The sequence below is a fragment of the Kribbella sp. NPDC049584 genome, assembly GCF_040675555.1.
Classification (GTDB): Bacteria; Actinomycetota; Actinomycetes; order Propionibacteriales; family Kribbellaceae; genus Kribbella.
In genome coordinates, this window is the sequence record NZ_JBFAPF010000007.1 from 338,799 (window position 1) to 363,386 (window position 24,588).

At 68.5% G+C, this 24,588-nt stretch carries 21 protein-coding genes; 11 read left to right on the forward strand and 10 right to left on the reverse strand.

From position 1 onward, the window contains the following. The first annotated feature begins 4 nt into the window (after window positions 1-4). The 3 genes from AB0J62_RS25060 to AB0J62_RS25070 are packed head-to-tail and all read left to right on the forward strand — an operon-like array spanning window position 5 to window position 3,049. The gene (locus tag AB0J62_RS25060) at window positions 5-1,129 is read left to right on the forward strand and encodes an ROK family transcriptional regulator (protein ID WP_363875697.1); all 1,125 of its coding nucleotides are present in this window, start codon (window positions 5-7) and stop codon (window positions 1,127-1,129) included. A gap of 20 nt (window positions 1,130-1,149) precedes the next feature. Next, window positions 1,150-1,992, forward strand: coding sequence for a TIM barrel protein (locus AB0J62_RS25065; RefSeq protein ID WP_363875700.1), 843 nt, complete (start codon window positions 1,150-1,152; stop codon window positions 1,990-1,992). Between the two features lies 1 nt (window position 1,993). Further along, entirely contained in the window at window positions 1,994-3,049 is a 1,056-nt protein-coding gene (locus tag AB0J62_RS25070; RefSeq protein WP_363875702.1) for a Gfo/Idh/MocA family oxidoreductase, read from the forward strand. 124 nt (window positions 3,050-3,173) lie between these two features. On the opposite strand, the gene AB0J62_RS25075 is transcribed toward AB0J62_RS25070, so the two are convergent. Continuing rightward, the gene (locus tag AB0J62_RS25075) at window positions 3,174-3,983 is read right to left on the reverse strand and encodes an aminoglycoside phosphotransferase (RefSeq protein WP_363875705.1); all 810 of its coding nucleotides are present in this window, start codon (window positions 3,981-3,983) and stop codon (window positions 3,174-3,176) included. Between the two features lie 76 nt (window positions 3,984-4,059). On the opposite strand from AB0J62_RS25075, the gene AB0J62_RS25080 reads away from it, so the two are divergent. Together AB0J62_RS25080 and ppk2 are read left to right on the forward strand one after the other, a co-directional pair. Continuing rightward, window positions 4,060-4,686 carry a class I SAM-dependent methyltransferase gene (locus AB0J62_RS25080; protein WP_363875708.1) on the forward strand — a complete coding sequence of 209 codons (627 nt, stop codon included), beginning with the start codon at window positions 4,060-4,062 and terminating at the stop codon, window positions 4,684-4,686. Window positions 4,687-4,728: 42 nt separating this feature from the next. Further along, entirely contained in the window at window positions 4,729-5,637 is a 909-nt protein-coding gene (gene ppk2 / locus AB0J62_RS25085; protein ID WP_363875711.1) for a polyphosphate kinase 2, read from the forward strand. Window positions 5,638-5,653: 16 nt separating this feature from the next. Here the strand turns inward: ppk2 and AB0J62_RS25090 are convergent, their stop codons facing one another. Then, window positions 5,654-6,442 carry a methyltransferase domain-containing protein gene (locus AB0J62_RS25090; protein ID WP_363875714.1) on the reverse strand — a complete coding sequence of 263 codons (789 nt, stop codon included), beginning with the start codon at window positions 6,440-6,442 and terminating at the stop codon, window positions 5,654-5,656. 17 nt (window positions 6,443-6,459) lie between these two features. On the opposite strand from AB0J62_RS25090, the gene rox reads away from it, so the two are divergent. Continuing rightward, window positions 6,460-7,890 carry a rifampin monooxygenase gene (gene rox, locus AB0J62_RS25095; RefSeq protein WP_363875717.1) on the forward strand — a complete coding sequence of 477 codons (1,431 nt, stop codon included), beginning with the start codon at window positions 6,460-6,462 and terminating at the stop codon, window positions 7,888-7,890. Window positions 7,891-7,912: 22 nt separating this feature from the next. Here rox and AB0J62_RS25100 read toward each other — a convergent pair whose 3' ends face one another. From AB0J62_RS25100 to AB0J62_RS25115, 4 genes are all read right to left on the reverse strand, one after another. Beyond that, the gene (locus tag AB0J62_RS25100; protein WP_363875720.1) at window positions 7,913-9,409 is read right to left on the reverse strand and encodes a HAMP domain-containing sensor histidine kinase; all 1,497 of its coding nucleotides are present in this window, start codon (window positions 9,407-9,409) and stop codon (window positions 7,913-7,915) included. Then, a complete protein-coding gene (locus AB0J62_RS25105; protein WP_363875723.1) occupies window positions 9,409-10,110 on the reverse strand; it encodes a response regulator transcription factor in 702 nt (233 codons plus the stop codon). Before AB0J62_RS25105 ends, AB0J62_RS25100 begins: the two co-directional genes overlap by 1 nt. A 79-nt stretch (window positions 10,111-10,189) precedes the next feature. Next, complete coding sequence (locus AB0J62_RS25110; protein ID WP_363875726.1) at window positions 10,190-10,720, reverse strand: DUF5666 domain-containing protein; 531 nt, start codon at window positions 10,718-10,720, stop codon at window positions 10,190-10,192. Window positions 10,721-10,832: 112 nt separating this feature from the next. Then, window positions 10,833-11,306: a DUF456 domain-containing protein gene (locus AB0J62_RS25115; protein ID WP_363875729.1), complete on the reverse strand. Its 474-nt coding sequence runs from the start codon at window positions 11,304-11,306 to the stop codon at window positions 10,833-10,835. Between the two features lie 53 nt (window positions 11,307-11,359). Here AB0J62_RS25115 and AB0J62_RS25120 point away from each other — a divergent pair, with 53 nt between their 5' ends. Next, on the forward strand, window positions 11,360-13,372 hold the full coding sequence (locus AB0J62_RS25120; RefSeq protein WP_363875732.1) for a glycogen debranching N-terminal domain-containing protein: 2,013 nt from the start codon (window positions 11,360-11,362) through the stop codon (window positions 13,370-13,372). On the opposite strand, the gene AB0J62_RS25125 is transcribed toward AB0J62_RS25120, so the two are convergent. Continuing rightward, window positions 13,330-13,953 (reverse strand): LysE family translocator, encoded by a 624-nt coding sequence (locus tag AB0J62_RS25125; RefSeq protein WP_363875735.1) that lies wholly within the window; start codon window positions 13,951-13,953, stop codon window positions 13,330-13,332. The two genes, AB0J62_RS25120 and AB0J62_RS25125, sit on opposite strands and share 43 nt — an antisense overlap. Before the next feature lie 83 nt (window positions 13,954-14,036). Between AB0J62_RS25125 and AB0J62_RS25130 the strand changes: the two genes are divergently transcribed. Then, complete coding sequence (locus AB0J62_RS25130) at window positions 14,037-15,512, forward strand: PLP-dependent aminotransferase family protein (RefSeq protein WP_363875738.1); 1,476 nt, start codon at window positions 14,037-14,039, stop codon at window positions 15,510-15,512. 105 nt (window positions 15,513-15,617) lie between these two features. On the opposite strand, the gene AB0J62_RS25135 is transcribed toward AB0J62_RS25130, so the two are convergent. Next, window positions 15,618-15,848: a hypothetical protein gene (locus AB0J62_RS25135; RefSeq protein ID WP_363875741.1), complete on the reverse strand. Its 231-nt coding sequence runs from the start codon at window positions 15,846-15,848 to the stop codon at window positions 15,618-15,620. A 404-nt stretch (window positions 15,849-16,252) separates the two neighbouring features. On the opposite strand from AB0J62_RS25135, the gene AB0J62_RS25140 reads away from it, so the two are divergent. Then, window positions 16,253-18,337 (forward strand): DNA topoisomerase IV subunit B, encoded by a 2,085-nt coding sequence (locus tag AB0J62_RS25140; RefSeq protein WP_363875744.1) that lies wholly within the window; start codon window positions 16,253-16,255, stop codon window positions 18,335-18,337. Continuing rightward, entirely contained in the window at window positions 18,337-18,960 is a 624-nt protein-coding gene (locus tag AB0J62_RS25145) for an HAD family hydrolase (protein WP_363875747.1), read from the forward strand. The genes AB0J62_RS25140 and AB0J62_RS25145 overlap by 1 nt, the downstream gene beginning before the upstream one ends. Here the strand turns inward: AB0J62_RS25145 and AB0J62_RS25150 are convergent. Together AB0J62_RS25150 and AB0J62_RS25155 are read right to left on the reverse strand one after the other, a co-directional pair. Next, window positions 18,953-21,064: a Xaa-Pro dipeptidyl-peptidase gene (locus AB0J62_RS25150; RefSeq protein ID WP_363875750.1), complete on the reverse strand. Its 2,112-nt coding sequence runs from the start codon at window positions 21,062-21,064 to the stop codon at window positions 18,953-18,955. The genes AB0J62_RS25145 and AB0J62_RS25150 overlap by 8 nt on opposite strands. Window positions 21,065-21,109: 45 nt before the next feature. Then, complete coding sequence (locus AB0J62_RS25155) at window positions 21,110-23,086, reverse strand: hypothetical protein (protein WP_363875753.1); 1,977 nt, start codon at window positions 23,084-23,086, stop codon at window positions 21,110-21,112. Window positions 23,087-23,365: 279 nt separating this feature from the next. Here AB0J62_RS25155 and AB0J62_RS25160 point away from each other — a divergent pair, with 279 nt between their 5' ends. Continuing rightward, window positions 23,366-24,478, forward strand: coding sequence for a LacI family DNA-binding transcriptional regulator (locus AB0J62_RS25160; protein WP_363875756.1), 1,113 nt, complete (start codon window positions 23,366-23,368; stop codon window positions 24,476-24,478). Window positions 24,479-24,588 lie beyond the last annotated feature (110 nt).

Below are 24,588 nucleotides of genomic sequence, written 5' to 3' on the forward strand. Positions count from 1 at the left end.
GCCGATGGACACTGTGCGAGGCGCGAATCAGGTCGCCTGCCTGCGCTTCCTGGCCGACACCGACGACGCCCAGACGGTCGGTGTCATCAGCGCCGGCACCGGCCTGTCCCGCCCGACGGTGCACGCCGTCCTCGACGATCTGGTCGGGGCCGGCCTCGTCGAACCGACCGAGCCGTCGACCGCGGGACCAGGCCGCCCGGCGCGAGCCTTCCGGTTCGCGCGGGAGGCCGGTCTCGTGGCCGGCGTCGACCTCGGCCCACGCGGCGTACGCGCGATCATCTGCGATCTGTCCGGCCGCCGCGTCGCCTACACCGAGCTCAGGCAGGAGCCGACGACCGAGCTCATCCAGCACGCCGTACACCTCGCGGCCGACGAGAGCGGGTTGGACCTCGAGCGGCTTCGTGCGGTCGGGGTCGCGCTGCCTGGCGTGGTCGAACCCAACGGCTACCTTCGCGCGAGCCTCGCGCTGCCCGGGCTGGTCGGCCTGCAGACCGCGGATGTCGTCGGGCAGGACCTGGGCAAACCCGTTGCCGTAGACAACGACATCAAGCTGGCAGCACTCGCGGAGCAGCGCCTCGGCGCGGGTCGTGGGTACTCCGATGTCGTCTACCTCCAGATCGGTCAGCGCCTGTCCGTGTCGATCGTCCTCAACGGGGTGATCCGGCAGGGACGTCACCGCCTCGCCGGCGAACTGGGCGCGCAGCGCGGCATGCGCTGGACGCGGAACGCCCAACGGGGACAGCTGATCTGGGCCTCGCACCCGACCGGCGAGGAAGTGCTGACGGCGGCCGCGCAGGGCGATGCCGACGCGCAGGCGGAGATCGAGGACTTCTGCGCGCAGATCGCCGGGCGTATCGCGACGGTTTTGCTGACCGTGGACCCCGAGGTCGTCGTCGTCCGCGGCGGCCTCGCGCAGGACAGCGGCGTACTGCTGCGGCCGCTGGTCGCCGCGGTCGAGAACGAATTGGTTTTCCCCGAACGTCCACCGTTCGTCGCCTCGGCTCTGGGGCGCGAGGCGGTGGTGCTCGGGGCGGTCGGCAACGCGTTCGACCGGTTCGGCTCTGACATCTACGGCGTCAAGGACTATCCGGGTCCATGGCACCGGATCAGCACCGCCTCAATCCCCTGAACACCTGAGAGGACCACCAAGTGAAGCTCGGAGTCAGCTCGTACTGTTTCCGCTCGCTCATGACCAGCGGCGAGATGGACCTGATCGCGGTCCTGGACTGGGTGGCCGCGTCCCCGGCCGGCCATATCGAGGTCGCCGCGATGGACGGCGAGTACTACCTGGAGAACCCCGACGTCGTGAACGCCACGGCCAAGCACTCCGCGGACATCGGCGTACCGATCGTGAACTACCTGGTCAGCGGCGACCTCCGGACCGCTGACGACAAGGAGATCGACCGGCTCCGTCGGCAGCTGGATGTAGCGCACCGGTTCGGCGCCCGCATCTTCCGGCACGACGTCGCACCGTGGTCGTGGCGCGAGCAGGACCCAGGGGAGTTCGAGACGACGTTCGCTCAGGTCGTGGAAGGTTGCCGTGCGGTCGCCGACCACGCGGCGGAACTGGGTATCACGTCGACGATCGAGAACCACGGCTTCTTCATGAACGGGAGCGACCGGCTGGCGCGGCTCGTGCACGCCGTCGACCGCCCGAACTTCCGCGTCACGCTCGACCTCGGCAACGGTCTGTGTGTCGGCGAGGTGCCCGGCAAGACGGCCGCCGGCCTGATCGACCTCGCCGCTTCCATCGGCGTGAAGGACTTCCACATCCGCCGCTCGGCCGGCGACGGCTGGCTGAAGACGCTGGCCGGCGATTACCTGCTCGGCACGATCTCCGGGCACGGCGACGTCGACCTGCCCGGTCTGCTCGCGCTGGTCAACACCAAGCCCGAGGTACCGGTGAGCCTCGAGTTCGAGGGTCTGGAGTCGACCCCGGACGCGATCTCGCGCTCGCTCAACAACATTCTTCGACTGGCAGGAGCTGCCTGACATGACGACCCGTATCGCAGTGATCGGGGTGGGCGCAATCGCGACCCAGCACCTGATCTCGTACCAGAAGAATCCGCAGGCCGAGCTCGTGGCCGTGTGCGACATCGACCAGGCGCGGGCGAAGGCGCGCGCCGACGAGTTCGGCGTACCGCGGGCGACCGATGTCGTCGACGAGATCCTCAACGATCCCGGTATCGACGCGGTCAGCATCTGCGTGCCGAACCTGCTGCACGCGAAGATCGCGGAAGCGGCGCTGCGGGCCGGCAAGCACGTGCTGGTCGAGAAGCCGATGTCCGTGACGGTCGCCGAGGCCGAGGCGCTGGTCAAGGCGACCAAGGAGACCGGCAACGCCCTACAGATCGGCTACGTACGGCGGTTTGCCCCGAATGCCCTGGTGACGAAGCGTTTCCTGGACGAGGGCGAGTTCGGCGACATCTACGCAGCGAGGGCAACGATCATCCGCGCGGCCGGCAACCCCGGCGGCTGGTTCGGCGACGTCAACGTGTCGGGTGGCGGTCCGCTGATCGACCTGGGCGTGCACATCATCGACCTGTGCTGGTACCTGATGGGGATGCCGAAGCCGGTCTCGGTGTCGGGCGCGACCTTCTCGCCGCTCGGTGCGCGCGACAACATCCAGCACCTGACCCGGTACCGCGCTGCGTCCGAGACCAAGGTCAACAACGTCGAGGACTACGCGACCGCGCAGATCCGGTTCGAGGGCGGGGCGGTGCTCGACGTGGACACGTCGTACTCGCTGCACGCACGGAACTCGACGAGCGTGAAGATCCACGGCGACAAGGGCGGCGCCGAGATCGAGCCCGAGTTGCTGATGATCACCGAGCGGCACGACACGCTGCTGCACATCCAACCGCAGATCGACTCGCTCGGCTTCGACTTCCAGGTCGGGTTCGCCAACCAGATCGACCACTTCCTGCAGATCTGCCGCGGCGAGATCCCCGCCGACGCGACCGCCGAGCAGGGCCTGGAGATGGCACGCATGCTCTCCGCGATCTACGAATCCGCGCGGATCGGATCCGAGGTCACCATCACCCGCTGAGCAGGCGCCGCGGCTGAGCCTGGTCAGGGGCGGTCAGGTTCAGCCGCGGTCAGCCTTCCGGTGCAGTCAGCAACAGTCAGGCAGCGGGTCTGCCAACATTCCAAGCGTGAGGCCAAGCGGCAGGTCAGGCGAGTAGTGCGGCCGTGAGGCGGTCGGCGTGTTCTTCGAGCCAGGCCTGGCGGTGCCGGATCGTGTCGCCGACCCCTTCGCTCCACATCCGCTGCCAGCCGCCGCCCAGGGTCTCGGCGCGGTACTTCATCGTGTGCCACGCGCGCGCGTCCCGGGCGATCGCGAGCCTCACCAGTCGCTCGCGGTCCGGATCGGACAGGCCGTAGGCGTCGGCGAGCAGGTGGCACCGCCGCGGCCGGTCGAGACCGCGCAGTTCGGGATCGAGGTCGGCGTCCTCGCCGAACGGCGCCCACCACAGCATCAGGTTCACGACGTCGCCGGCCCGGCTCACCGGACGGACCAGGTCGAAGTCGATCAACGCGTACGCGCGCCCGTCACGGAAGACGACGTTCTCGGGCGTGACGTCCTGATGCCCGATCAGCTCCAGCGGGTCGTCGAGGTCAGGCAGGCCCGGCGGCTGGATCGGCGCCGGCAGGTTCTGCGGGATCCCGAATCCTTCGACCGCGTCGTGGTAGGCGCGCAGCAGCCGGGCGACCGACAGCGCCCGCTCCTCGTCGGCGATCCACGGCGGCCGCGGGCGTCCGGCGACCTCGCCCTCGACGTACGTGAGAGCGTGGCGGCCCGCGGAGTCGACGCCGAGGTACCGCGGTGCTCCTTCGAAGCCGGCCTTCTCGAGGTACAGCAGCACGTCCCGGACAAGTTCGTCGCGCTCGCCCGGCGGCCGCCGTACCGTGTCGCCGACGCGGACCAGCCCCTCGGTCACGTCACCGCCGAGCAGCGGGATCTCTTCGCCGTCCTCGATCACAGCAGTCCTCCGTCGTGAGTTGCCGGTCTGGCAAACATGTTTGCCTGTCGTCGTCGGGTCAACGCAGCATCTTCACATGACAACCGAGGAGCTGTCCGAGGATTATTGGAATTCGTTTTACGCCGAGCGCGACCAGATCTGGAGCGGCCGGCCGAACGTCGTGCTCGTGGACGAGGTATCCGGCCTCACGCCGGGTCGCGCGCTCGACCTCGGCTGCGGCGAAGGCGCAGATGCGATCTGGCTCGCGCAACAGGGCTGGACGGTGACCGGGGTCGACATCTCGTCGGTCGCGTTGGCACGTGCGGCGCAGCATGCGACGGACGCCGGGGTCGAGGACCGGATCGACTGGCAGCAGCATGAGCTCGGGCAGTCGTTCCCGCAGGGCTCTTTCGATCTCGTGTCGGTGCAGTTCCTGCATTCGAAGACGGAGTTGCCGCGGGACGCGATCCTGCGGAGCGCGGCGGGCGTGGTCGCACCTGACGGCGTACTGCTGATCGAGGGACACATGGGATTCCCGCCGGGGGAGCACAACCCGCACCCGGACATTCACTTTCCGACGCCTGACGAGGTGATCGAGAGCCTCGACCTGGCGGACGGCGAGTGGGAGACGCTGGTCAGTCGCGTGCACGACCGGGCGCAGGTGATGCGCGACGGTGAGCTGATCAATCGCCGCGACTGCACGGTGAAGCTCCGTCGCCGGTGAGCTGTTCACCTCGCGGTCATCGAAGGAGTTGAATCTGGGGGTATGAACACCCCTGATCTCGTGCAAGAGCTTGGCTTTCGTGTCCTGGACGAGGAGGACGACGACCCGGTGCTGCTGCGTGCCGACGGTACGCCGGTCGACACCTGGCGCGAGGGCTATCCGTACGGTGAGCGGCTGCCGCGGGAGATCTACGACCGGGACAAGCGGCTGCTCCAGATCGAGCTGCTGAAGCTGCAGTACTGGGTGAAGCGCTCGAAGCAGCGGCTGGTGATCGTGTTCGAGGGCCGCGACGCGGCGGGCAAGGGCGGGACGATCAAGCGGTTCATGGAACACCTGAACCCGCGCGGCGCGAGCATCGTCGCCCTCGAGAAGCCGACCGACCGTGAGCAGACCCAGTGGTACTTCCAGCGGTACGTCGCGCACCTGCCGGCCGCCGGCGAGATGACGTTGTTCGACCGCTCCTGGTACAACCGCGCGTGCGTCGAGCACGTGATGGGGTTCTGCACCCAGGAGCAGTACGAGGAGTTCATGCGCCAGGCGCCGGAGTTCGAGCGGATGCTGGTCCGGTCGGGGATCCTGCTGGTCAAGCTGTGGTTCTCGGTGTCGCAGGCGGAGCAGCAGACGCGCTTCACCATTCGCCAGATCGACCCGGTCCGCCAGTGGAAGCTGTCGCCGACCGACCTCGCGTCGCTCGACAAGTGGGCGGCGTACACGGAGGCGAAGGAGGCGATGTTCCACTACACCGACACGGAGCACGCGCCGTGGACCGTTGTGAAGAGCAACGACAAGAAGCGCGCGCGGCTGGAGGCGATGCGCCACGTCCTCAGCCTCTACGACTACACCGACAAAGACGTGGAACTGGTCGGCCGGCCCGATCCGAAGATCCTCGGCCCCGCCGCCCAGGTCCTGGAACACGGCGAATCCGCCAATCGCACCTTCCCGAAGCTGTAATTCGGAGGCGGTGGGTTCAGGCCGGCTTGCGGCCCCACGCGGTGATCATCGGTGCCAGCATGAGGTCCAGGTCGCCGCGCGCGAGGTTGGTGAGGTGGGTCTCGATCTCCTCGGGCGTTGCCAGGTCGGCTGCCAGGAGCTGATCGCGCACATGCTGGAGCGTGGTCGATTCCAGGACCGCGCACGCCGGTGACGCGATCGGGAAGTAGGCCTCGGCGCCGACGTCTTCCAAGTCCGACTCACGCAGCAGCCGGGGGAGCGTGCGACCGTAGGCGAAGTCCGCCCCGCGCTCAGCCATCAGCGCCCGCATCTGGGCGCGTAGCCGGTTCGCCAGCGCTTCGGCCGGGCCGTGTTCGTCGGGGCAGGCGAGTGGTTGCAGGGCCGGGTCGCCATCCTCGATCACCAGCCATCCGCCGGGCCGGAGCGCATCGATCATGACGCGCATCGCGGCCGCGCGATCCTTCAGGTGGACCAGGACGAGCCGGGCGTGTACCAGGTCGAACTTTTCCGCCGGCGGTGGATCGCGGAGTACGTCGTGCCGTCGTACTTCGAGTACGCCGCCGGCCGCGGGCTCGGCCCACGACACGTCGATGTCGGTGGCAAGCACCCGTCCGCTCGTCCCGACCCGCTCGGCCAGGCCGCGCGGCACCGAGACGCCGCCCGCACCGACCTCCCAGCATCGCCATCCTTCGCCGAGCCCCAGGTCGTCGAGGTGACGAAAGGTCCACGGGTCGAACAGTTCGGCGAGCGCCGCGAACCGCTCGCCGGCCTCCGGGCGACGGTTGTCCAGCAGATAGCGGTTCACTGCACCAGTATGGCGGGGTGGACACCTTCGACGTAATCATATCCGGGTGCGGCCCGACCGGCGCGATGCTCGCCGCCGAACTGCGGCTGCACGACGTGCGCGTACTCGTTCTGGACCAGGAAACCGAGCCCGCGTCCATCGTCCGCATTGTCGGACTGCATATTCGCAGTCTCGAACTGATGGCAATGCGCGGCCTGCTGGATCGCATGCTCGAACGCGGCCGGAAACGTCCGGCCGGCGGTTTCTTCGCGGCCATCAACAAGCCCGCACCCGCAGGCCTGGATTCCGCTCACGCCTATTTGCTCGGCATCCCACAGCCGGTCGTCGTACAACTCCTCGAGGAACATGCAGTCCGTTTGGGTGCACAGGTACGGCGAGGTTCCGCGGTCGTCGACTTCGTGCAGGACGACGAGGGCGTGACTGTCCGCCTGGACGACGGGGAGCGGTTGCGTTCGCGGTATCTCGTCGGCTGCGACGGCTCGCGCAGTACGGTGCGCAAGATGCTCGGTGTCGGCTTTCCGGGCGAGCCCTCGCGCAACGAGACGCTGATGGGCGAGCTCGAACTGGCTGTGCCCCAGGACGAGGTCGCCGCCAAGGTGACCGAAGTCCGTGAGACCTACAAGACCTTCAGCATCACGCCGTTCGCCGACGGGATCTATCGCGTCGTAGTCCCAGTAGCGGGAGTCAGCGGCGGCGCCGAACCGCCCACACTCGGCGATTTCAGAAAACACCTGCGCGCCATCTCCGGGACCGACTTCGGCGCGCATTCCCCGCGCTGGTTGTCCCGTTTCGGGGACGCCACCCGGCTGGCAGAGCATTATCGGGTAGGGCGCGTATTGCTCGCCGGCGATGCGGCACATATCCATCCTCCGACCGGCGGCCAAGGTCTCAACCTGGGCATTCAGGACGCATTCAACCTCGGCTGGAAACTGGCCGCACAGATCCGCGGTTGGGCGCCGGGAACGCTGCTGGACACCTACGAGGCGGAACGCCACCCGGTTGCCGAGGATGTTCTGGACAACACCCGCGCCCAGATGGAATTGCTCTCCACCGAACCAGGCCCACAGGCCGTACGTCGGCTGCTCACCGAGCTCATGGACTTCGACGAGGTGAACCGCCGCCTCATCGAGAAGATCACCGCGATCGACATCCGCTACGACTTGGGCGAAGGCCCAGACCTGCAAGGCCGCCGCCTGCGCGACGTCAAGACCAAGTACGGCGACCTGTACGCCCTCCTGCACCACGGCCGCGGCATGCTCCTGGACCGCACCGAGCAGCTCACCGTCGACGGCTGGTCCGACCGAGTCGACCACCTCACCGATCCCACCGCGGCAGTAGACGTCCCCGCACTCCTCCTACGCCCCGACGGCCACATCGCATGGCTCGGCACCGACCAGCACGACCTCACCACGCACCTCACTCGCTGGTTCGGCAAACCCGCCAGCTGAGCCCGCCAGTGTGCGGGAAGGGCTATCGGTTGAGTGGGAGGTAGATGGTGAAGGTCGCGCCGTGGGGTTGGGTGTCGGTGGTGGTTACTCGGCCGTTGTGGGCGGCTACCAGGGCGGCGACGATGGAGAGGCCGAGGCCCGAGCCGCCGGTGGTGCGGTTGCGGGCGGTGTCGGCTCGGTAGAAGCGTTCGAAGACCCGGGCCTTCTGCTCGTCGGACAAGCCCGGTCCGGTGTCGCTGACCTCCATGACGGCTTCGTTGCCGCGGGTGCCTATCGAGACGGTGATCGGCGCATCCACCGGGGTGTAGTTCAGCGCGTTGCTGACGAGGTTGCCCAGCACCTGCCGGAGGCGGGCCTCGTCGCCCTGGACAACGGGAGCCTCCGAGTCAGGGAGGATCGTGAGCGAGAGGTTGCGATCGGGCTGGATGGCTTGGGCGTTGTGGAGGGCGTCCGCGGCAATCGGGAGCAGGTCGACGGTCTCCATCCGAAGCGGACGCTGCTGATCCAGGCGAGCCAGCAACAGCAGGTCGTCGACGAGGAGACCCATCCGCTTCGCCTCGTCCTCGATGCGGCGCATGGTGTCTGAGTCCGTCGTGTCGCCCCGCTGACGCGACAACTCCGCGAACCCACGGATCGACGTCAACGGCGTACGCAGCTCGTGCGACGCGTCCGCCACGAACCGCCGCATCCGGTCCTCCGACTGCCGTGCAGCCTCCTCCGAACGGCGGGCGGTGTCCTCGGATCGCCGCGCCGCGAACTCCGAGGCCGTCCGCTGCGCGAAGGCGGTCTCGATCTGACCGAGCATCTGGTTCAGCGCGAGCGACAACCGCCCGACCTCGGTCCGCGGATCCCGTTGCGGTACGCGCCGACTCAGATCCCCGCCGGCGATCGCCACCGCGGTGTGCTCGACATCCTCGAGTCCGCGCAGACTTCGCCGTACGACGTAGGTCCCGACGCCGGCCAGCAGCACCAGGAGGATGACTCCCGCGGCGACCTGGATCCCGACCAGGCGCTGGATCGTGTGATCCATCTCCTTCAGGCTCTGCGCGACCATGACGGACCCCTGCTCGTCCTCCGTCGGCACCGCCAGCACCCGCCAGGTCGCGCCGCCGGACTGGGCGTCGACGTTGAACGACTTCCCGTTGAGCGCGCGGACCTGGTTCAGGTTGAGCGTCGGCAACTTCGGCAGCGGCTCGGTCTCGTCCGGCCGCACGTTGACCGGCCCGTTGTCGCTGTCGCCCTCCGAGTTGCTGAACTGGACCACGAACTGGCTCGGCAACTGCCGCCGCGCCGGACCGGCGCCCGGCGGCAGCGGCCGGCGATCGGACGACACATGGGCCAGCGGCATCGCGGTCTGCTGCAGCTGCTCGTCGACGCGGTCGATCAGGTACCCGCGCATGATCGTTGTCGCCAGTACGCCGGACGCGCCCAGCGCGACGACCACCAGCGCCAGCAGTACGACGACGATCGTGACGCGCAACGGGTACCGGTCGGCGAACCGCTGGTGGGTCGGTTGCATCAGTTGGGGCCTCGCGGGGTGCGCAGGACGTAGCCGACCCCGCGGACGGTGTGGAGCAGCTTCTGGTCGCCGGTGTCGACCTTGCGGCGCAGGTACGACATGTACGACTCGACCACGCCCGCGTCACCGGCGAAGTCATAGTTCCACACCGCGGAGAGGATCTGGCCCTTCGACATCACCCGCTCCGCGTTCTCCAGCAGGCACCGAAGCAGCTTGAACTCGGTCAGCGACAGCTGGACCGCCTGTCCGCCCTTGAACACCTCGTAGCTGTCCTCGTTCAGCTCCAGGTCCGCATAACGCAGTACGGCGGCCTCGGTCGTGGTCTGCTCGCGGTGACCGGACCGGCGCAGCAGCGCACGCACCCGCGCGACCAGCTCGTCCAGGCTGAACGGCTTGGTCACGTAGTCGTCGCCGCCGGTCTGCAGACCGAGCACCTTGTCCTCGACCGCGTCACGCGCAGTGAGGAACAGCACCGGCACGTGCCGGTCCTCACCACGGAGCCGGCGGACCACCTCGAACCCGTCCAGGCCAGGCATCATCACGTCGAGCACCACCAGGTCGGGCTCCACGTCACGCGCCTTGCGCAGCGCCTCGGCGCCATGGGTCGCCGTGGTCACGTCGTACCCGGCGAAACGCAGGCTTGCGGACAGGAGCTCGACGATGTTCGGCTCGTCGTCGACCACCAGCAGATGCGGACTCATGCTGTCAGTGTGCCGTCAGTACCCATGTGGACCCTGGAAGCTTCCTGGCAATCAGCTGTGAGTCACCAGGAACACTGACTCAGCGCGGCCCGTGCTTGAACCCCCACTTCTGGCCGGCCGCGTCGCGGGCGGAGCCGTCGTTGATCATCGTCGCGGTGGCGGTGTTGTCCGCCACCACCGCACTCACGGTCACGGTGCTGCCGGTCTTGATCGACGCGATGCCGTCACGGGCAGAGTTGACCAGCGTGTCGGCGTCCACCGTGTACGTGCGGCTGTAGCCGTCGTCGCTCTTGACCGTGATCGAGTCCTTGCTGACCGCGGTCACCGAGCCACGCTGCGTCGCGACGGTCTGGTACCCGCCGCCTTCCTTCTGTACGACGAATTCGCCGTGCAACGCGCCGCCCAGCCCGAACTCACCACGCGGCCCGAAGCCGCCCTTACCGGGCCGGTCGGGCTTCTGCTGCTGCTGTCCGGGTGTGGACGGCGACGCCGAGGGCGACGGCGTCGGATCGGCGTTTGTCGCCGCCCAGGCGACCCCGCCGGCAGTCGTGGTCACGACAACCGCGGCCACGGTGCCGATGAGCCGCCATCGCTGCTGCGAAAGCTTCATCCTGCTGCGCCTTCCGTCCTGCGTGCCGGGCCGTCACCTGGCACTGGGTCTTTCCACCCTGCACCACCGAACTGAGACGGACCTCCCGTACACCTGAGAATCAGCTGGCAGTTCAGACGACGAACAGTACGGCGATCAGCCAGAGCGCGGCGGCCAGCGACGTACCGAGGAGCTCGATGAGCATCGAAACCCCGGTCTCACGAAGAGCGTGCTTGGTGGAGGTCCAGGCGGCGGCGTGGGTGCGCAGCCGCTGCAGCTCGGAGATGTAGACGCCGACGGGGAAACCGATGAACATGCCGATCACCGGGATCACGAAGAACCCGACGATGCCGAGCAGGACCCCGACGATCATCGAGCGCCGTGGCACGCCGGCCTCGCGGAGCCGGCGCTCCGGTACGACGTACTTGACCACCTGACTGGCACCGATGAGGACCGCGGTGATCGCGAACACGATCCACCCGGTCGCACTGTGCTCGACGATCGCCCAGACCAGGATCGCCGCCAGGCTGAGGATCGCCCCGGGCAGGATCGGCACGACGATGCCCACGATCCCGACAAAGATCGCGATCCCGACCAGAACAGTCACACCCGTCTCCACACCCCCACTCTGCCGCAAAACCAGGGCCTTAGGGTGGAGACATGTCCCCGCTCCACGAACTGGTCACCGCTCTTGCCGCCCCGTGGGTGGTTCTCTCGCCGCGATCCGGTCAGCTGACCGGCGCCGGCGCCGAGGGGGTGTACGCGCGGGACCGGCGGATCCTGTCCCGGCTGAGCGTCACCGTCGACGGCCGGGAACCGGTCCCGGTCCATGTCGACGAGCGGGACGCGGCCACGCATCAGTACGTCGCGATGGTCGAGGGTCTCGGCGACACGCGGCACGATCCGACCGTGATGCTGTACCGGACCCGGACCGTCGACGACGACGGCCTGACCGAGCAGATCACCCTGGTGAACCGTTCCCGCTCGACGGTCGAGGGCCGGCTGGATGTTGCCCTGGGCACCGATCTTGCGGGCACGGCCGCGGTCCGCAGCGGCGCCGCCGCGAGCCTGCCGCAACTCGCTCCGCTCCCGGACGGTCCCGGCCGTACGCGCTGGGAGAGCGACGACACCCACGTCGTCGTGACCGCCGACCCCGGCGTCACGGCGACGCCGCGGCTCGAGCCGGGGGAGGAGTTCACGATCACCCTCCGCGTCACCGCCGACTTCCCGAAGTCGACCACCGGCTTCTCGATCGAGCCGCCTGCCGAGCGCACGCCGTACGACGTCACTGTCCACTGCGACGACAAGCGGGTCGAGCGTTGGATCGATCGCTCGCTCGAGGACATCAGCGCACTCCAGTTGGCCGCGGGCAGCGACCGGTACCTCGGTGCCGGCCCGCCGTGGTACCTGACGCTCTTCGGCCGCGACTCGCTGATCTCGTCCGGCATGCTCATCCCGGTCGACCCGGCTCTCGCCGCCGGCACCCTTCGCGCGCTGGCTGCCTGGCAGGGTACGAAGGTCGACGTCGGGTCGGCCGAGCAGCCCGGCAAGATCCCGCACGAGTTGCGCGCCGAGGTCGCCGACCATGGCGGCGGCCTGGTCCTCCCCGCGGCGTACTACGGCACCCACGACGCGACCCAGCTCTGGATCATGACCCTGCACAAGGCGTGGCGCTGGGGCATGCCCGCCGACGAGGTCCGCGATCTGCTGCCGAACCTGCAGCGCGCGCTCACCTGGATGAAGGAGTACGCCGACCCGGACGGCGACGGCTTCCTCGAGTACGTCGACGAGTCCGGCCACGGCCTGGCCAACCAGGGCTGGAAGGACTCCGTCGACGCAGTGCAGTGGCCTGACGGCACGCTGGCCACGGCGCCGATCGCCCTGTGCGAAGTGCAGGGTTATGCGTACGCCGCCGCGGTTCAGGGCGCCGAACTGCTCGACGCGCACGGCGAGTCCGGTGACGAATGGCGCGAATGGGCGGTCGCTCTGCAAGAGCGTTTCCGTAAGACGTTCTGGGTGGACGGCTACCCGGCGATCGCGCTCGACGGCGCGAAGAACCCGGTCGCCGGCCGCGCATCCAACATGGGCCACCTGCTCGGCACCGGCCTGCTCGACGCCGACGAGGAGCAGGTGGTCGCCGACGTCCTCGCAGGTGACGATCTGAACAGCGGCTTCGGACTGCGAACGTTGTCCACGGCAATGACCCGCTTCAACCCGCTCGGCTACCACACCGGCAGCGTCTGGCCGCACGACACCGCGATGACGGTCCAGGGCCTGTTCGCGACCGGTCAGTCCGACGTGGCGACGTCGTACGTCGAGGGCCTGATCCGCGCGGCGGAGTCGTTCGGCTACCGGCTCCCGGAGTTGTACGGCGGCCGCGGGACGAGCGAGGAGAACACACCGACGCCGTACCCGCTGTCGTGCCGCCCGCAGGCGTGGGCAGCCGCGTCCGCGGTCGCGGTACTCGTGGCCGCGCTCGGCATCGAGCCGGACGTCCCGGGCGGCACCCTCATCATCAATCCCGCAGAGACGATGCCCTGGAACGCGCTTGAGGTAAGGGGTTTGCGCGTCGGCAACGACACGTTGTCCGTGCGCCTCGACGGCGACCGGCTGACGGTGCTCGAAGCGCCTCAGAGTGCGGTGATCAGCGCGAACGCCGACAGCCCGAGGTAGATCGTCGCGACGACGAGATTCCGCGCGCGGCCCGTCGTACGGACCGAGCGGAAGCGTCGGCCGATCGCGTCCGCTCCGACGGCGTACGAGAGGTCGAGGACGAGGCCGATCAGCAGCGTGCCCACTCCGAGCAGCAGCATCTCGGTGCGGAGTTGGCCGGGCCCGGCGCCGCGGGTGGTGAACTGCGGGAGGAACGCCAGGAAGAACAGCGCGGCCTTCGGGTTGAGGAGGTTGACCACGACACCGTCGCGGAACACTCGCCCCAGCGGTGCCGGCGCGATGCCGTCGAGTTCGGCAGTCGCGGCTCTGAGCGTCTTGATGCCGAGAAAGGCGAGGTAGAGCGCGCCGGTGACGGTGATCGCGGCGAACAGCGTGGGGGAGGCCTGTACCAGTGCGGCCAGGCCGAGCGCTGTGACGACGATGTAGACGAGCGTCCCGGTCTCGACGGCGAGCGCCGACACCACGCCGGCGCGGCGTCCCTGCGTGAGGCTACGCAGCGAGATGTACAGGTTGTTCGGCCCCGGCATCCCGACCAGCACGACTGTCGCGCCGGCGAACCCCAGCACCTGACCGATCCCCATGGCTCTCCTTCTCGAACTGGACTGCTTGCCAGGACTAGCCTGGCCGCGGAGGAAGCAGTCCACCCGAGCCAATAAGAGGAGAAGTGGACCGTTCTGGAGATCCCGCCGCCCTGGCCGACCTGATCGGTCACCGGCTGAGCGGCCGCGCGGGCGGCCTGTACCGGCGACTGGCCGACGAGATCGCGGCGCTGATCGGATCCGCCGAGCTCCCGGTCGGCGCGCGCCTCCCGGCCGAACGCCGGCTGGCCGAGTCGCTCGCGATCAGCCGCTCGACGGTCGTCGCGGCGTACGACGAACTCCGCGCCCGCGGCCTGGTCGAGAGCCGCCGCGGCAGCGGTACGACGGTGGCACGCGCGGCCGGCCGTGGGCGTTCACGAGCGGACAAGCGCATCCCCACGGGGTACGGCGAGTCGCTGTTCCACCGCATCACCGTCGGCCCGGGCGAAGTCATCTCGCTGACGTACGCCGTCGACCCCGGCCTGCCCGAACTGTCGTCAGAGCTCATCGACCTCGCCACCACCGAGCTGCCTGCACTGCTCGGCGACGTCGGGTACCACCCGCGCGGCCTCCCTGTGCTGCGAGAACGCATCGCCGATCACTTCACCGACTCCGGACTGCCCACGTCTGCGGACGAGATCGTGGTGACGACCGGAGCGCACCAGGCAATCGGGTTGGCGACGCAGATGTACCTGCGCAACGGCGCCGCGGTCGCGATCGAGCAGCCCAGTTGGCCGGGCTGCTTCGACCTGTTCGGGGCGGCCGGCGGGCGGGTGGTCGGCGTGCCGCTGGACGATGCCGGGATCCGGCCGGACCTGCTCGAGGCGGCGTTCGCGGAGCACCAGCCGGCGATGTTGTTCGTGATGCCGACGTTCCACAATCCGACCGGGCGGTTGATGTCGGCGAACCGGCGGCGGCAGGTCGCCCAGCTCGCCGCGCGGTACGGCGTCGTGGTGGTCGAGGACAACGCGTACTCGGCGTGGGATCCGTCCGGGCCGGCGATCCCGCCGCCGCTCGCCGCGTACGCTCCGGACGATGCCGAGGTACTGACGATCGGGTCGGTGTCGAAGGCCGTGTGGGGCGGTCTACGGATCGGCTGGATCCGGGCCTCGCGACCGTTGGCGGAGCGCCTGGCCCGGCACAAGGCGTTGGCCGATCTCGGGAGTCCGCTGATCGATCAGGCACTGACGGCGCGTTTGCTGCCGCGACTCGCGGAGGTCACGGCGACCCGGGCCCAACTGGCCACGGCCCGGAAGAAGCTGATGGGGGAATTGCTGACCGAACGTCTGCCCGAATGGGAATGGAGCACACCCGTCGGCGGGTCCGCGCTGTGGATCCGGCTGCCGGAGACGGACGCGCGAGTCTTCGCACAGGTGGCGTTGCGGCACGGTGTCGAAGTGGTGGCGGGTCAGGCGATGGATCCGTCCGGATCGCACGACGACTACCTACGGGTGCCGTTCGCCTATTCGGAACAAGTGCTTGATGATGCGGTGACCCGGTTGGCGCGGGCCTGGCAGGAACTGCGGCGGCACGGCCCGGGCCCCGGAGTACCTGTCGTGTAAGGGGTCGTGTAAAGGAAGGATGGCGGTCACCCTTCCGGGTGAACCGCCATCGAAGCCTGTATGACTTTGGCGCCGCCATTGGCGCGTTTGGGACAGCCTTGGGGCTTACCGCTCTTCTTCCGCAGCGACCGTCGGGGTGGCTTCGAGCCGCCCGGTCTCGTCGTGGATCGTGATCGCGATGTCGCGCAGCTTCTCCGAGTGCTCCCGACCGTGGTGGGCGCAGAAAAGTAGCTCCCCACCGCTGGTCAAGGTGACTCGGACGTAGGCCTGCGCACCGCAGCGGTCACAACGATCCGCGGCCGACAGGGCCGAACTCGGGGCGAGTGCTGTAGTCATTGAGGCCTCATCTCATCTAGTTCCGTACTCACCAGATAGCAACATCCTGACATGCGGATCGCTTCCCGGTGGGGACAACGTGTCCGTATGTGAGACGAACCACCTGTCTCCGTATGACGCTTGCTGACACGGAATCGTTTCGTGGGTCGGGGATATTCCGGTGAGCCACGGCGGCGGAGTGCTTCTTCTCTCACTGTGCGCCATGGAACCGTCACCGTGTGCTGAGAATCGGAGTGTCGTACGCCACTCCGAATCGAGTCCGGATCGATACCTGTCGCATCATGTATCTCCGGTTCCCCCCGGCATGCCCGGCCGGATGCCGTACCGGGCCCCGCCTGCCGCGTTTTGGGGGTCCGGCCACATAGGCTGTCGGTAGTAAGCGTGTGAACCAGTGAAGGAGCCCAGTGGCCGCCCCGACGCCTCGCAGTACCGAGATCGACCCGGCGTACAACGCCCGCCATCTGCTCGTCCTCGAGGGTCTCGAGGCGGTCCGGAAGCGGCCCGGTATGTACATCGGGTCGACCGACAGCCGCGGTCTGATGCACTGCCTGTGGGAGATCATCGACAACGCCGTGGACGAGGCCCTGGCCGGCTTCGGCGAGCAGATCGACGTCATCCTGCACAAGGACGGCTCGGTCGAGGTGAGGGACCGCGCTCGCGGCATCCCGGTCGACATCGAGCCGAAGACCAAGCTCAGCGGTGTCGAGGTGGTGTTCACCAAACTGCACGCCGGCGGCAAGTTCGGCGGCGGGTCCTACAACGCGTCCGGCGGTCTGCACGGTGTCGGCGCGTCGGTCGTGAACGCGCTGTCCGCGCGGCTGGACGTCGAGGTCGACCGTGGCGGGTCGGTCTGGACGACCTCCTTCCGGCGCGGTGTGGCCGGCGAGTTCGACGGCGAGGGCGCGAGCGCCGCGTTCACCCCGGCGAAGGGGCTGCGGAAGGCGGGCCGGGCGAAGAAGGGTGTCACCGGCACCCGGATCCGGTACTGGGCGGACCGGCAGATCTTCACCAAGGACGCGACCTTCAACTACGACGAGCTGGTGACCCGGGCGCGGCAGACGTCGTTCCTGGTGCCCGGCCTGTTGCTGGTGATCCGCGACGAGCGCGGCGACGAGGTCACCGAGGAGCACTTCAAGCACGACGGCGGCATCAGCGAGTTCACCGAGTTCCTCGCGACCGACCAGAAGGTGACCGACGTCATCCGCCTGACCGGGACGGGTCACTTCACCGAGACCGTGCCGATGCTGGATGACGCCGGCCACATGACACCATCCGACGTCGAGCGCGATCTCGACGTCGACATCGCAGTGCGCTGGGGCGATGGGTACGAGACCGAGCTGCGGTCGTTCGTGAACATCGTGGCCACGCCGAAGGGCGGCACCCACGTCAACGGTTTCGAGCGCGCGCTGTCGAAGAGTTTCACGAATGCACTTGATGGCACCCGGCTGCTGAAGAGCGGCGAGGAGATCATCAAGGACGACGTGCTCGAAGGCATGACCGCGGTCGTCACCGTGCGGCTGGCCGAGCCGCAGTTCGACGGCCAGACCAAGGAAGTTCTCGGTACGCCGGCGGCGTCGCGGATCGTGGCGAAGGTCGTGCAGTCGGAGCTCGAGGCGTTCCTGACCTCGACGAAGCGTGAGCACAAGGCGCAGGCGCGTGCGGTGCTGGAGAAGGTCGTCGCCGCGTCGCGGACCCGGGTGGCGGCTCGTCAGCACCGTGAGCTGCAGCGGCGGAAGACCGCGCTGGAGTCGTCGGCGCTGCCGGCGAAGCTGGCCGACTGCCGCAGCAACGACGTCGACCGGTCCGAGCTGTTCATCGTCGAGGGCGATTCGGCCCTCGGTACGGCGAAGCTCGCGCGCAGCTCGGAGTTCCAGGCGCTGCTGCCGATCCGGGGCAAGATCCTCAACGTGCAGAAGGCGTCCGTCGGCGACATGCTGAAGAACGCCGAGTGCGCGTCGATCATCCAGGTCGTCGGCGCCGGCTCGGGCCGGACGTTCGACCTGGAGCAGGCGCGGTACGGGAAGATCATCTTCATGGCGGACGCCGACTCCGACGGCGCCCACATCCGCTGCCTGCTCGCGACGCTGTTCTTCCGGTACATGCGGCCGCTGGTCGAGGCCGGGCGCGTGTACACCGCCGTACCGCCGCTGCACCGGTTCGAGCTGACGAACCCGAAGAAGGGGCAGGACAAGTACCTGTACACCTACAGCGACGCGGAGTACCAGCGGAAGACGGCCGAGCTGATGAAGAAGGGCGTCCGCTGGAAGGAGCCACCGCAGCGCTACAAGGGTCTGGGTGAGATGGACGCCGACCAGCTGGCCGAGACCACCATGGACCCGCGGCACCGCACGCTTCGCCGGATCACCGTCGACCACGCGGAAGAGGCGGCCCAGGTCTTCGACCTGCTGATGGGCAACGACGTTGCCCCACGCAAGGAGTTCCTGGTCCAGGGCGCCTACGAACTGGACGAGAACCGCATCGACGTCTGATGCACCTGGCTTGCTTCGACCTGGACAACACCCTGATCGATCGCGATGGGGCGTTTCTGGCGTGGGCGCGCTGGTGGGTCGGCCGCGCCGGACTCGGTCCGGAGGCGGTGGACTGGTTGATTGCCCATGACAACGGTGGGTTCACGCCGCGCGGCGAACTGTTCGAACGATTCGAGCGGCGGTTCGGTGTTGGGATTTCGGTGGATGACTACGACCGGGAGCACCCGCCGTTCACCTCGGTGGACCCCGAGGTACTCGACGGGCTGGCGGCTTTGCGTACGTCGGGTTGGCGGGTGGCTGTGGTGACGAACGGGAACGTCGTCCAGCAGTCCGCCAAACTCGCGCACACGGGCATCGACCGCGCAGTCGACTACTGCTGCATCTCCGGCGCGGTCGGAGTCCGAAAGCCCGATCCCCGGATCTTCGCGATCGCGGCCGAGGCGGCCGGCGCGGGGCTCGAGGGCGGGTGGATGGTTGGCGATCATCCGGCGTACGACATCGCAGGTGGAATCAACGCGGGTCTTCGCACGATCCGCATCGGGAGCCGCCATGCGGTGGACTCACCGGCTGCGGATCATCACGTCGATTCGGTGCTCGAAGCCTTCGCTCTGCTGTCTAGTTGAGGGCGTCGGCCAAGGCTTTGCGGCCTCCGACCACTGGTATGTCGATGGAGCTGTGGGACAGGTCGAGGGTCAGCTGAGTGCCAGGAGCCGGCCGGATGGTGAAGTCGCGGTCGCTCGACACGATCATCAGAGCCAGTCTGTTTCCGGCCGGTACGACGGTGTCCTTCGGCTGCAGGTCGATGTCCAGCCGGTACATCTTGCCCGGCTTGACCGGTGCGTCGATCCAGTCGGACACGCGGTTGGCCGGGTCCATCCACCCGCGGGTGAGGATCGTGCCGGTACCGGTCGGGGAGTAGCTGACCAGCGCCGCGGTGACGTTCGCCTTCGATGCGCTGAAGGCGAGTTGCAGCGAGGCAGACGGCGTACCGCTGATGCGGACCGGCTTGGTCAGCGGCGGCGTCTGGTACACCAACCGCACTCCCGACGACGGCGCGTTCGCCGAGGTGATTGCGGCGATCGATGAGTCGTCGGTGAGAGTCTCGGTTCCCGCCTTGGATGGCGCGAAGGTCAGGCCGCCGCGCGTCGGCGCTCCCGGCGTGAGATGGAGTCCTGCCTGGCCGGCGGCCGGATCCGGCCATTCGGCGTACGGCGTCGGGTTGGCGTTGCTGCATTGCAGGCTGACGGTCGCGCCATCGGCAACCTTCTGGCCAGCAGCTGTTGCCACGGGGGAGGCGAGGACCAGATGGGTCGCGTCCGGGATCTTCGCGATCAGCCGGGTCGTGGTGGTGACCGTGCCGTCGGGGTTGGTCTGCGGCACGGTCAAGGAGAACCCGATCCGGAACGGTTGCGTATCCGCCACCGCGAGCTTCGCCGTATTGGACTGTTCGCCGGCCACCGTCGTCTGACGCGGCGGGCACGACACGGCCTCACGGACGACCCAGGATCGCGGCAACCGCTCGACCCCGTTCTGCACGCCGTACAGGTACCGGGTGAACCAGTAGTTGACGAGTACGTCGGGTGGCGCGCCGCCGTGGCCGCCCTGGTGGAAGTAGAACATGTGTGGCACGTGCTGCTTCTTCAACGCGGCGTAGAACTGGGCCGCGTTCTTCGTCATCACGTTGAAGTCGTTGTTGCCGTGGGCAAGCAAGGTCGCGGCGCGGACGTTGCGCACGTCCTTCATGTAGTCGCGCTCCTGCCAGAACTTGTTGCGGTTGCCGGTGGCGCGGTCGATGTTGCGCTCGATGTCGTCGATCACCGGCTGACAGATGGTCCGCGCACCGGTCTCGTCGAGCCGTGAGTAGACCACGTCGGCCAGTACGTCGAGGTCCTCGCCCTGGAACGCGTTGTTGTTTCCGGACGGGTTGGACGACGAGTGCGGCGCCCGGACCATGCCGTTGGCACGGTAGTAGTCGTACCAGTCCGAGATGGCCGAGATCGGCACGATCGCCTTCAGGCCGGCCACTCCGGTCGTCGCAACGGCCTCCGGCAGAGTGCCGTTGTACGACGTACCGATCATGCCGACGTTCCCGGTCGTCCAGCCGGCGACCGCCGGGGTCGAGCCGTCCTTGGTCGTGTACGCGCGGGCTCGACCGTTGAGCCAGTCGATCACCGCTTTCGCGGCCAAGGTCTCGTTCGTGCCGCCTGATGTGGGGCAACCGTCCGAATGGCCTGTACCCGGCGACTCCGCGTGAACGACGGCGAACCCACGCGGCACCCAGGTCGACTCGTAGACGGTGCTGATCACCGGGCTGGTGTCGAATGCCGACCAGAACGGCGCGCGCGGACGCGTTGCCGGCGGTGAGCCCAGCTCGTGATCGACACCCCAGTTGCTGTACTCGTCCGCCGTACCCGCGTAGTAGGGGCTGTCCTCGAAGATGACTGGCACCTTGAGACCCTGGGTAAGGACCTCTGACGGCGCGGTGAAGTCGGCGTGGATCCGGTCGGGCGCGCCGTCGTGATCGCTGTCGAACGGCGCCTGCACCCACACCTCGCCGCTGTACCAATCGGCGGGGTTGGTCGAGAAGACCGCCTGCGCGAGACCGTCGACGAAGGTCGGCACCGCCGGCGCGGCGATCGCCTGCCGTGACGCCTGAGCGGGACTTGCGACTGCCGCGGCCACGAGCGCAGTCGCTGCCGCAGCACTCACCAGAAGTCGGATCCTCATGCGTAGGCCCCTCCCAGCATTCGACGGGCGGATCGAACCCCTGAATCATCCGGCCCTGGTGCCGGAACCGCAACCGCTACCCGCGGGGCGTACGGCGACGACGGTGCCGTCGGGGTCGGGGGACTGTGGCCGGCCGTCCACAGAGACCTCGAAGCCGTCGGGCCTGATGGTGATGTCGATCGTGTGCCCGCGGTAGCCGAGACCACTCAGCGTGATGTTGCCAGCGGCAACCAGGTTCGGGGTGATGTGCAGCGAGCCGTCGGGGTTGGGGCGGATGCCGGCGAGCCCGGTGAGGATGGCTTCGGCTCCGGTGAGGCCGGCGATGATGTTGATGCGGCGGCCGGAGGCGGGTGCGCCGGGTTTGTCGGAGTAGTGGTCCTGGGGGAAGTACGGGTAGTGCTCGCCCATCCAGAACAGCCGGCGCAACACGTCCCACGCGAGCTCGGGACGGCCTTGCTGCCACAGCGTCAGCGCGAGCTGCGGCGCCTCACCGGTATAGGCGCCGGCGCCCGACCAGTCGATGTCGGCCGTCTCGTAGTGCAGTTCGTCCTCGGCGCTGACGCTGCTCACGCCGTACTTTCCGAGGAACGCGCCGGGGCGGAGGTGGCTGATCAGCGCGTTCGCGATCTCCGGCGGGCAGGAACTCAGCGCGTCGAACGCCTGGACGGAGTACGCGAGCTCGGTGTGGCCGTCGGAGTAGCGGCTGCGGAACCATCCCGCATCCTCGTCCCACAGTTGCCTGATCAATTCTTCGCGGATCTTTCGTGCGGAGCGTCTCAGCTCGCCGGACGGGAGTGCGGCGCCGGTGAGATCAGAGAGTTCGGCGAGTGTCTCGAGGGTCCAGGCACGTTCGGCGTTGGGGCTCGCGACGACATGTTCCCAGCCGGATCCGCGCATCTCGAGCAGATTGCTCTGGTCGCCGTAGTCGCGTAGTACGCCGGTCTGCTCGTCCGGCTGGAACCGCTTGTCGAGAGTCATGAGTACGTCGTACAGCCGGGCGATCAAGGTCGGATCGAGCCGGCGTCCGGCAGCCGCCGCCCGGGTCAGGGCGACCAGTGACCAGCCGCTGTACGCGTAGGCGACGCCGAGGCCGGTGCCGTCGGGGGCGATGGCGTACCGGTCGGTCAGGTCGGCGTCGAGGAACGACTGGATGACATCGAGGACGCCGTCGCCGAGCATCAGGCTCAGCAGGGTCGGCGCGTAGCCGCCGGTGTCCCACGCGTAGGAACACAGGGCGCCCCCGTCGAGGCCGGAGGTTGCGATGAACGGCTGGGTGACGAAGTCAGCGTGGTCCCACCAGCAGACGAGCCCGCTGGCGAGCGAGCGGCGGTAGTACTGCTCGAGGCCCGGGATGTCCGACGTGAGCGTCGGGACCTGGCCGAGCGTCCGTGCGATGCGGGACTCCCAGACTCGGGTGGTGTCTTCGGCGTTGGCGGCCTGGATGCGGATGCTGAAGATCGCTTCACCGTGGGCATCAAGGATTGCCGTCAGACCGTCGTGCGACAGAGTGACTGGCTTGCCGCGGCCGGCGGCAGGCGGAACCCAGCCCCACTCGGACAGCGGGACCTCGCGGGCGTGGGTCGCGACCAGCTCCGGGCGGACGGTGAGTTCGTGGGTGTTGGCGGAGCGGTTGCGTATCCGCAGCGTGAGCACGTAGCCCGGGGAGCCGTGGCTCGGCGTCAGAGTGGACTCGACGGCCAGTGACGTGAGGCGACCGGCGTACTGGTGGTAGGTGCCGCGGCGGACGATCCGGTCCGGACGCCAGGTGCCGCCGGCCGGGAGCAGACCGCGATTGCCGGCGCCCGGGCGGGCCAGGTCGACGATCACCTGCCCGTCGACCTCCAGCGAGATCGTCAGCCGGCTGTCAGGCGCGGCCAGCGGGGGAGCGAACCAGCCTCCGACCCCGCATACGGTGCCGGTCAGCTGGCTGACCGTCCCGGTGCCGCTGCCGACCCAGATCTCGGCGGGAGGTGCGGCGCGGCGGAGGTCGAAGGCGAAGTCGTCGAGGGCGTACGGAGGCATGGGCGGCCTTCCTGGCGGCGGCTGGTGGGCGTTGTCAGGTCTTGCCCGGGGCGGCTGAGCCTGCGGGCGTGCCGGACCGGTCCCGGCAGGTGATCCCGGCCTGCGTAGGACCGGTCCAACACGGTGCGACGATCGTGGCACGAAGACCGCGACGGGCGCAATGCCTCGTACTGAAACCGATTTGCAGGCGGGGTGTTGACGGCGCACCGGCGCACTGTTACGTTCCGATGCAACCAGCCGTTGGACCAGTCCAACGAACCGAACCCGAAGGATGGCCGGATGGCGAAGCTGACGATCCGCGACATCGCCGCGCTCTCCGGGCTGTCGAAGTCCACCGTCTCGCTGGTGCTCAACAACAGCCCGAAGGTGGATCCGGCGACCAGGCGGCACGTCCTCGCGGTGATGCGCCGGCACCGATACGTGCCGAGTTTCGCCGCGACCGCGCTGGCCAAGGGGAGCACCCGGCTGATCGGCATGGTCGTGCCCGGCCTGTCCTGGCACATGGTTGCCTCGATCAACATCGGGGTGGCCGCGGTGACCGAGCGGAGCGGGTTCGACATCATCCTCTACACGGCGACCAACGACCGCGACTACGGTCCGCTGATCGACCGGATCCTGACCTCGAGCATGGCGTCCGGTCTGCTGGTCGTCAGCCATGAACAACCGCTCGACCCGCTGGTCCAGCTGCACGAGGAAGGCCTGCCGGTCGTCCTGGTGAACACCATCGACGCCGACGTCGCACTGCCGTCGGTCACCGCCGACAACTACGACGGCGCGTTGACGGCGATGGATCATCTGCTGCAGCTCGGGCACGAGCGGATCGCTTGTGTGCAAGGCCGGATGACGTACCGCTGCTGCCAGGACCGCTACCGCGGCTACCTGGACGCCCTCCGGTCGGCCGGCATCCAGCCGGATCCGGAGCTGACCAAGCCCGGTGACTTCCTGCCCGAACAGATCCGCGCCCGGTCGCACGAGCTGTTCGCGCTGCCCGCCGACGAGCGGCCGACGGCCGTGTTCGCGCACTCCGACGTGACGGCGTACGCCGTGATGACCGCGGCCGCCGAAGCCGGGCTGCGGGTGCCGGAGGACGTGTCGGTGATCGGCTTCGACGACATCGAGTCGGCGGCACAGATCCGGCCGCCGTTGACCACCATCCAGCAACCGTTCATCGACATGGGCAAGCGGGCCGCGGAGCTGCTGCTGTCCGAGATCGGCCCCCGCGACCCCGACGACGAGGAGCCGGGGGAGGCGGGTGCGACGGTCGACGTCGAGCCGCCGGCCGCCGAGCTGCCTCGTCTGGTGATGCCTACCAGCCTGATCGTCCGGGCGAGTTGCGGGCCGGTGCCCGTGACCCGGTCCCCGCGCGGACGCTCGCAGACCACCAAGGCCTGATCTCCGGATCGAGGTCCCGCCCGACCCCCCTGACACAACGCACGGCACCAGCCCAGGCTCTCTCGCCGCCGGGCGATGCTGTTGTGCGCCCTCTGGAAGGAAATCCTCCA

Coding starts and splice junctions, on each gene's coding strand:
- AB0J62_RS25145 (WP_363875747.1), top strand. CDS start 18,337: ATGCACCTGGCTTGCTTCGACCTGGACAACACCCTGATCGATCGCGAT.
- AB0J62_RS25060 (WP_363875697.1), top strand. CDS start 5: ATGGACACTGTGCGAGGCGCGAATCAGGTCGCCTGCCTGCGCTTCCTG.
- AB0J62_RS25160 (WP_363875756.1), top strand. CDS start 23,366: ATGGCGAAGCTGACGATCCGCGACATCGCCGCGCTCTCCGGGCTGTCG.
- AB0J62_RS25100 (WP_363875720.1), bottom strand. CDS start 9,409: ATGCAACCGACCCACCAGCGGTTCGCCGACCGGTACCCGTTGCGCGTC.
- AB0J62_RS25070 (WP_363875702.1), top strand. CDS start 1,994: ATGACGACCCGTATCGCAGTGATCGGGGTGGGCGCAATCGCGACCCAG.
- AB0J62_RS25105 (WP_363875723.1), bottom strand. CDS start 10,110: ATGAGTCCGCATCTGCTGGTGGTCGACGACGAGCCGAACATCGTCGAG.
- AB0J62_RS25155 (WP_363875753.1), bottom strand. CDS start 23,086: ATGCCTCCGTACGCCCTCGACGACTTCGCCTTCGACCTCCGCCGCGCC.
- AB0J62_RS25110 (WP_363875726.1), bottom strand. CDS start 10,720: ATGAAGCTTTCGCAGCAGCGATGGCGGCTCATCGGCACCGTGGCCGCG.
- AB0J62_RS25080 (WP_363875708.1), top strand. CDS start 4,060: ATGACAACCGAGGAGCTGTCCGAGGATTATTGGAATTCGTTTTACGCC.
- AB0J62_RS25120 (WP_363875732.1), top strand. CDS start 11,360: ATGTCCCCGCTCCACGAACTGGTCACCGCTCTTGCCGCCCCGTGGGTG.
- AB0J62_RS25150 (WP_363875750.1), bottom strand. CDS start 21,064: ATGAGGATCCGACTTCTGGTGAGTGCTGCGGCAGCGACTGCGCTCGTG.
- AB0J62_RS25135 (WP_363875741.1), bottom strand. CDS start 15,848: ATGACTACAGCACTCGCCCCGAGTTCGGCCCTGTCGGCCGCGGATCGT.
- AB0J62_RS25125 (WP_363875735.1), bottom strand. CDS start 13,953: ATGGGGATCGGTCAGGTGCTGGGGTTCGCCGGCGCGACAGTCGTGCTG.
- ppk2 (WP_363875711.1), top strand. CDS start 4,729: ATGAACACCCCTGATCTCGTGCAAGAGCTTGGCTTTCGTGTCCTGGAC.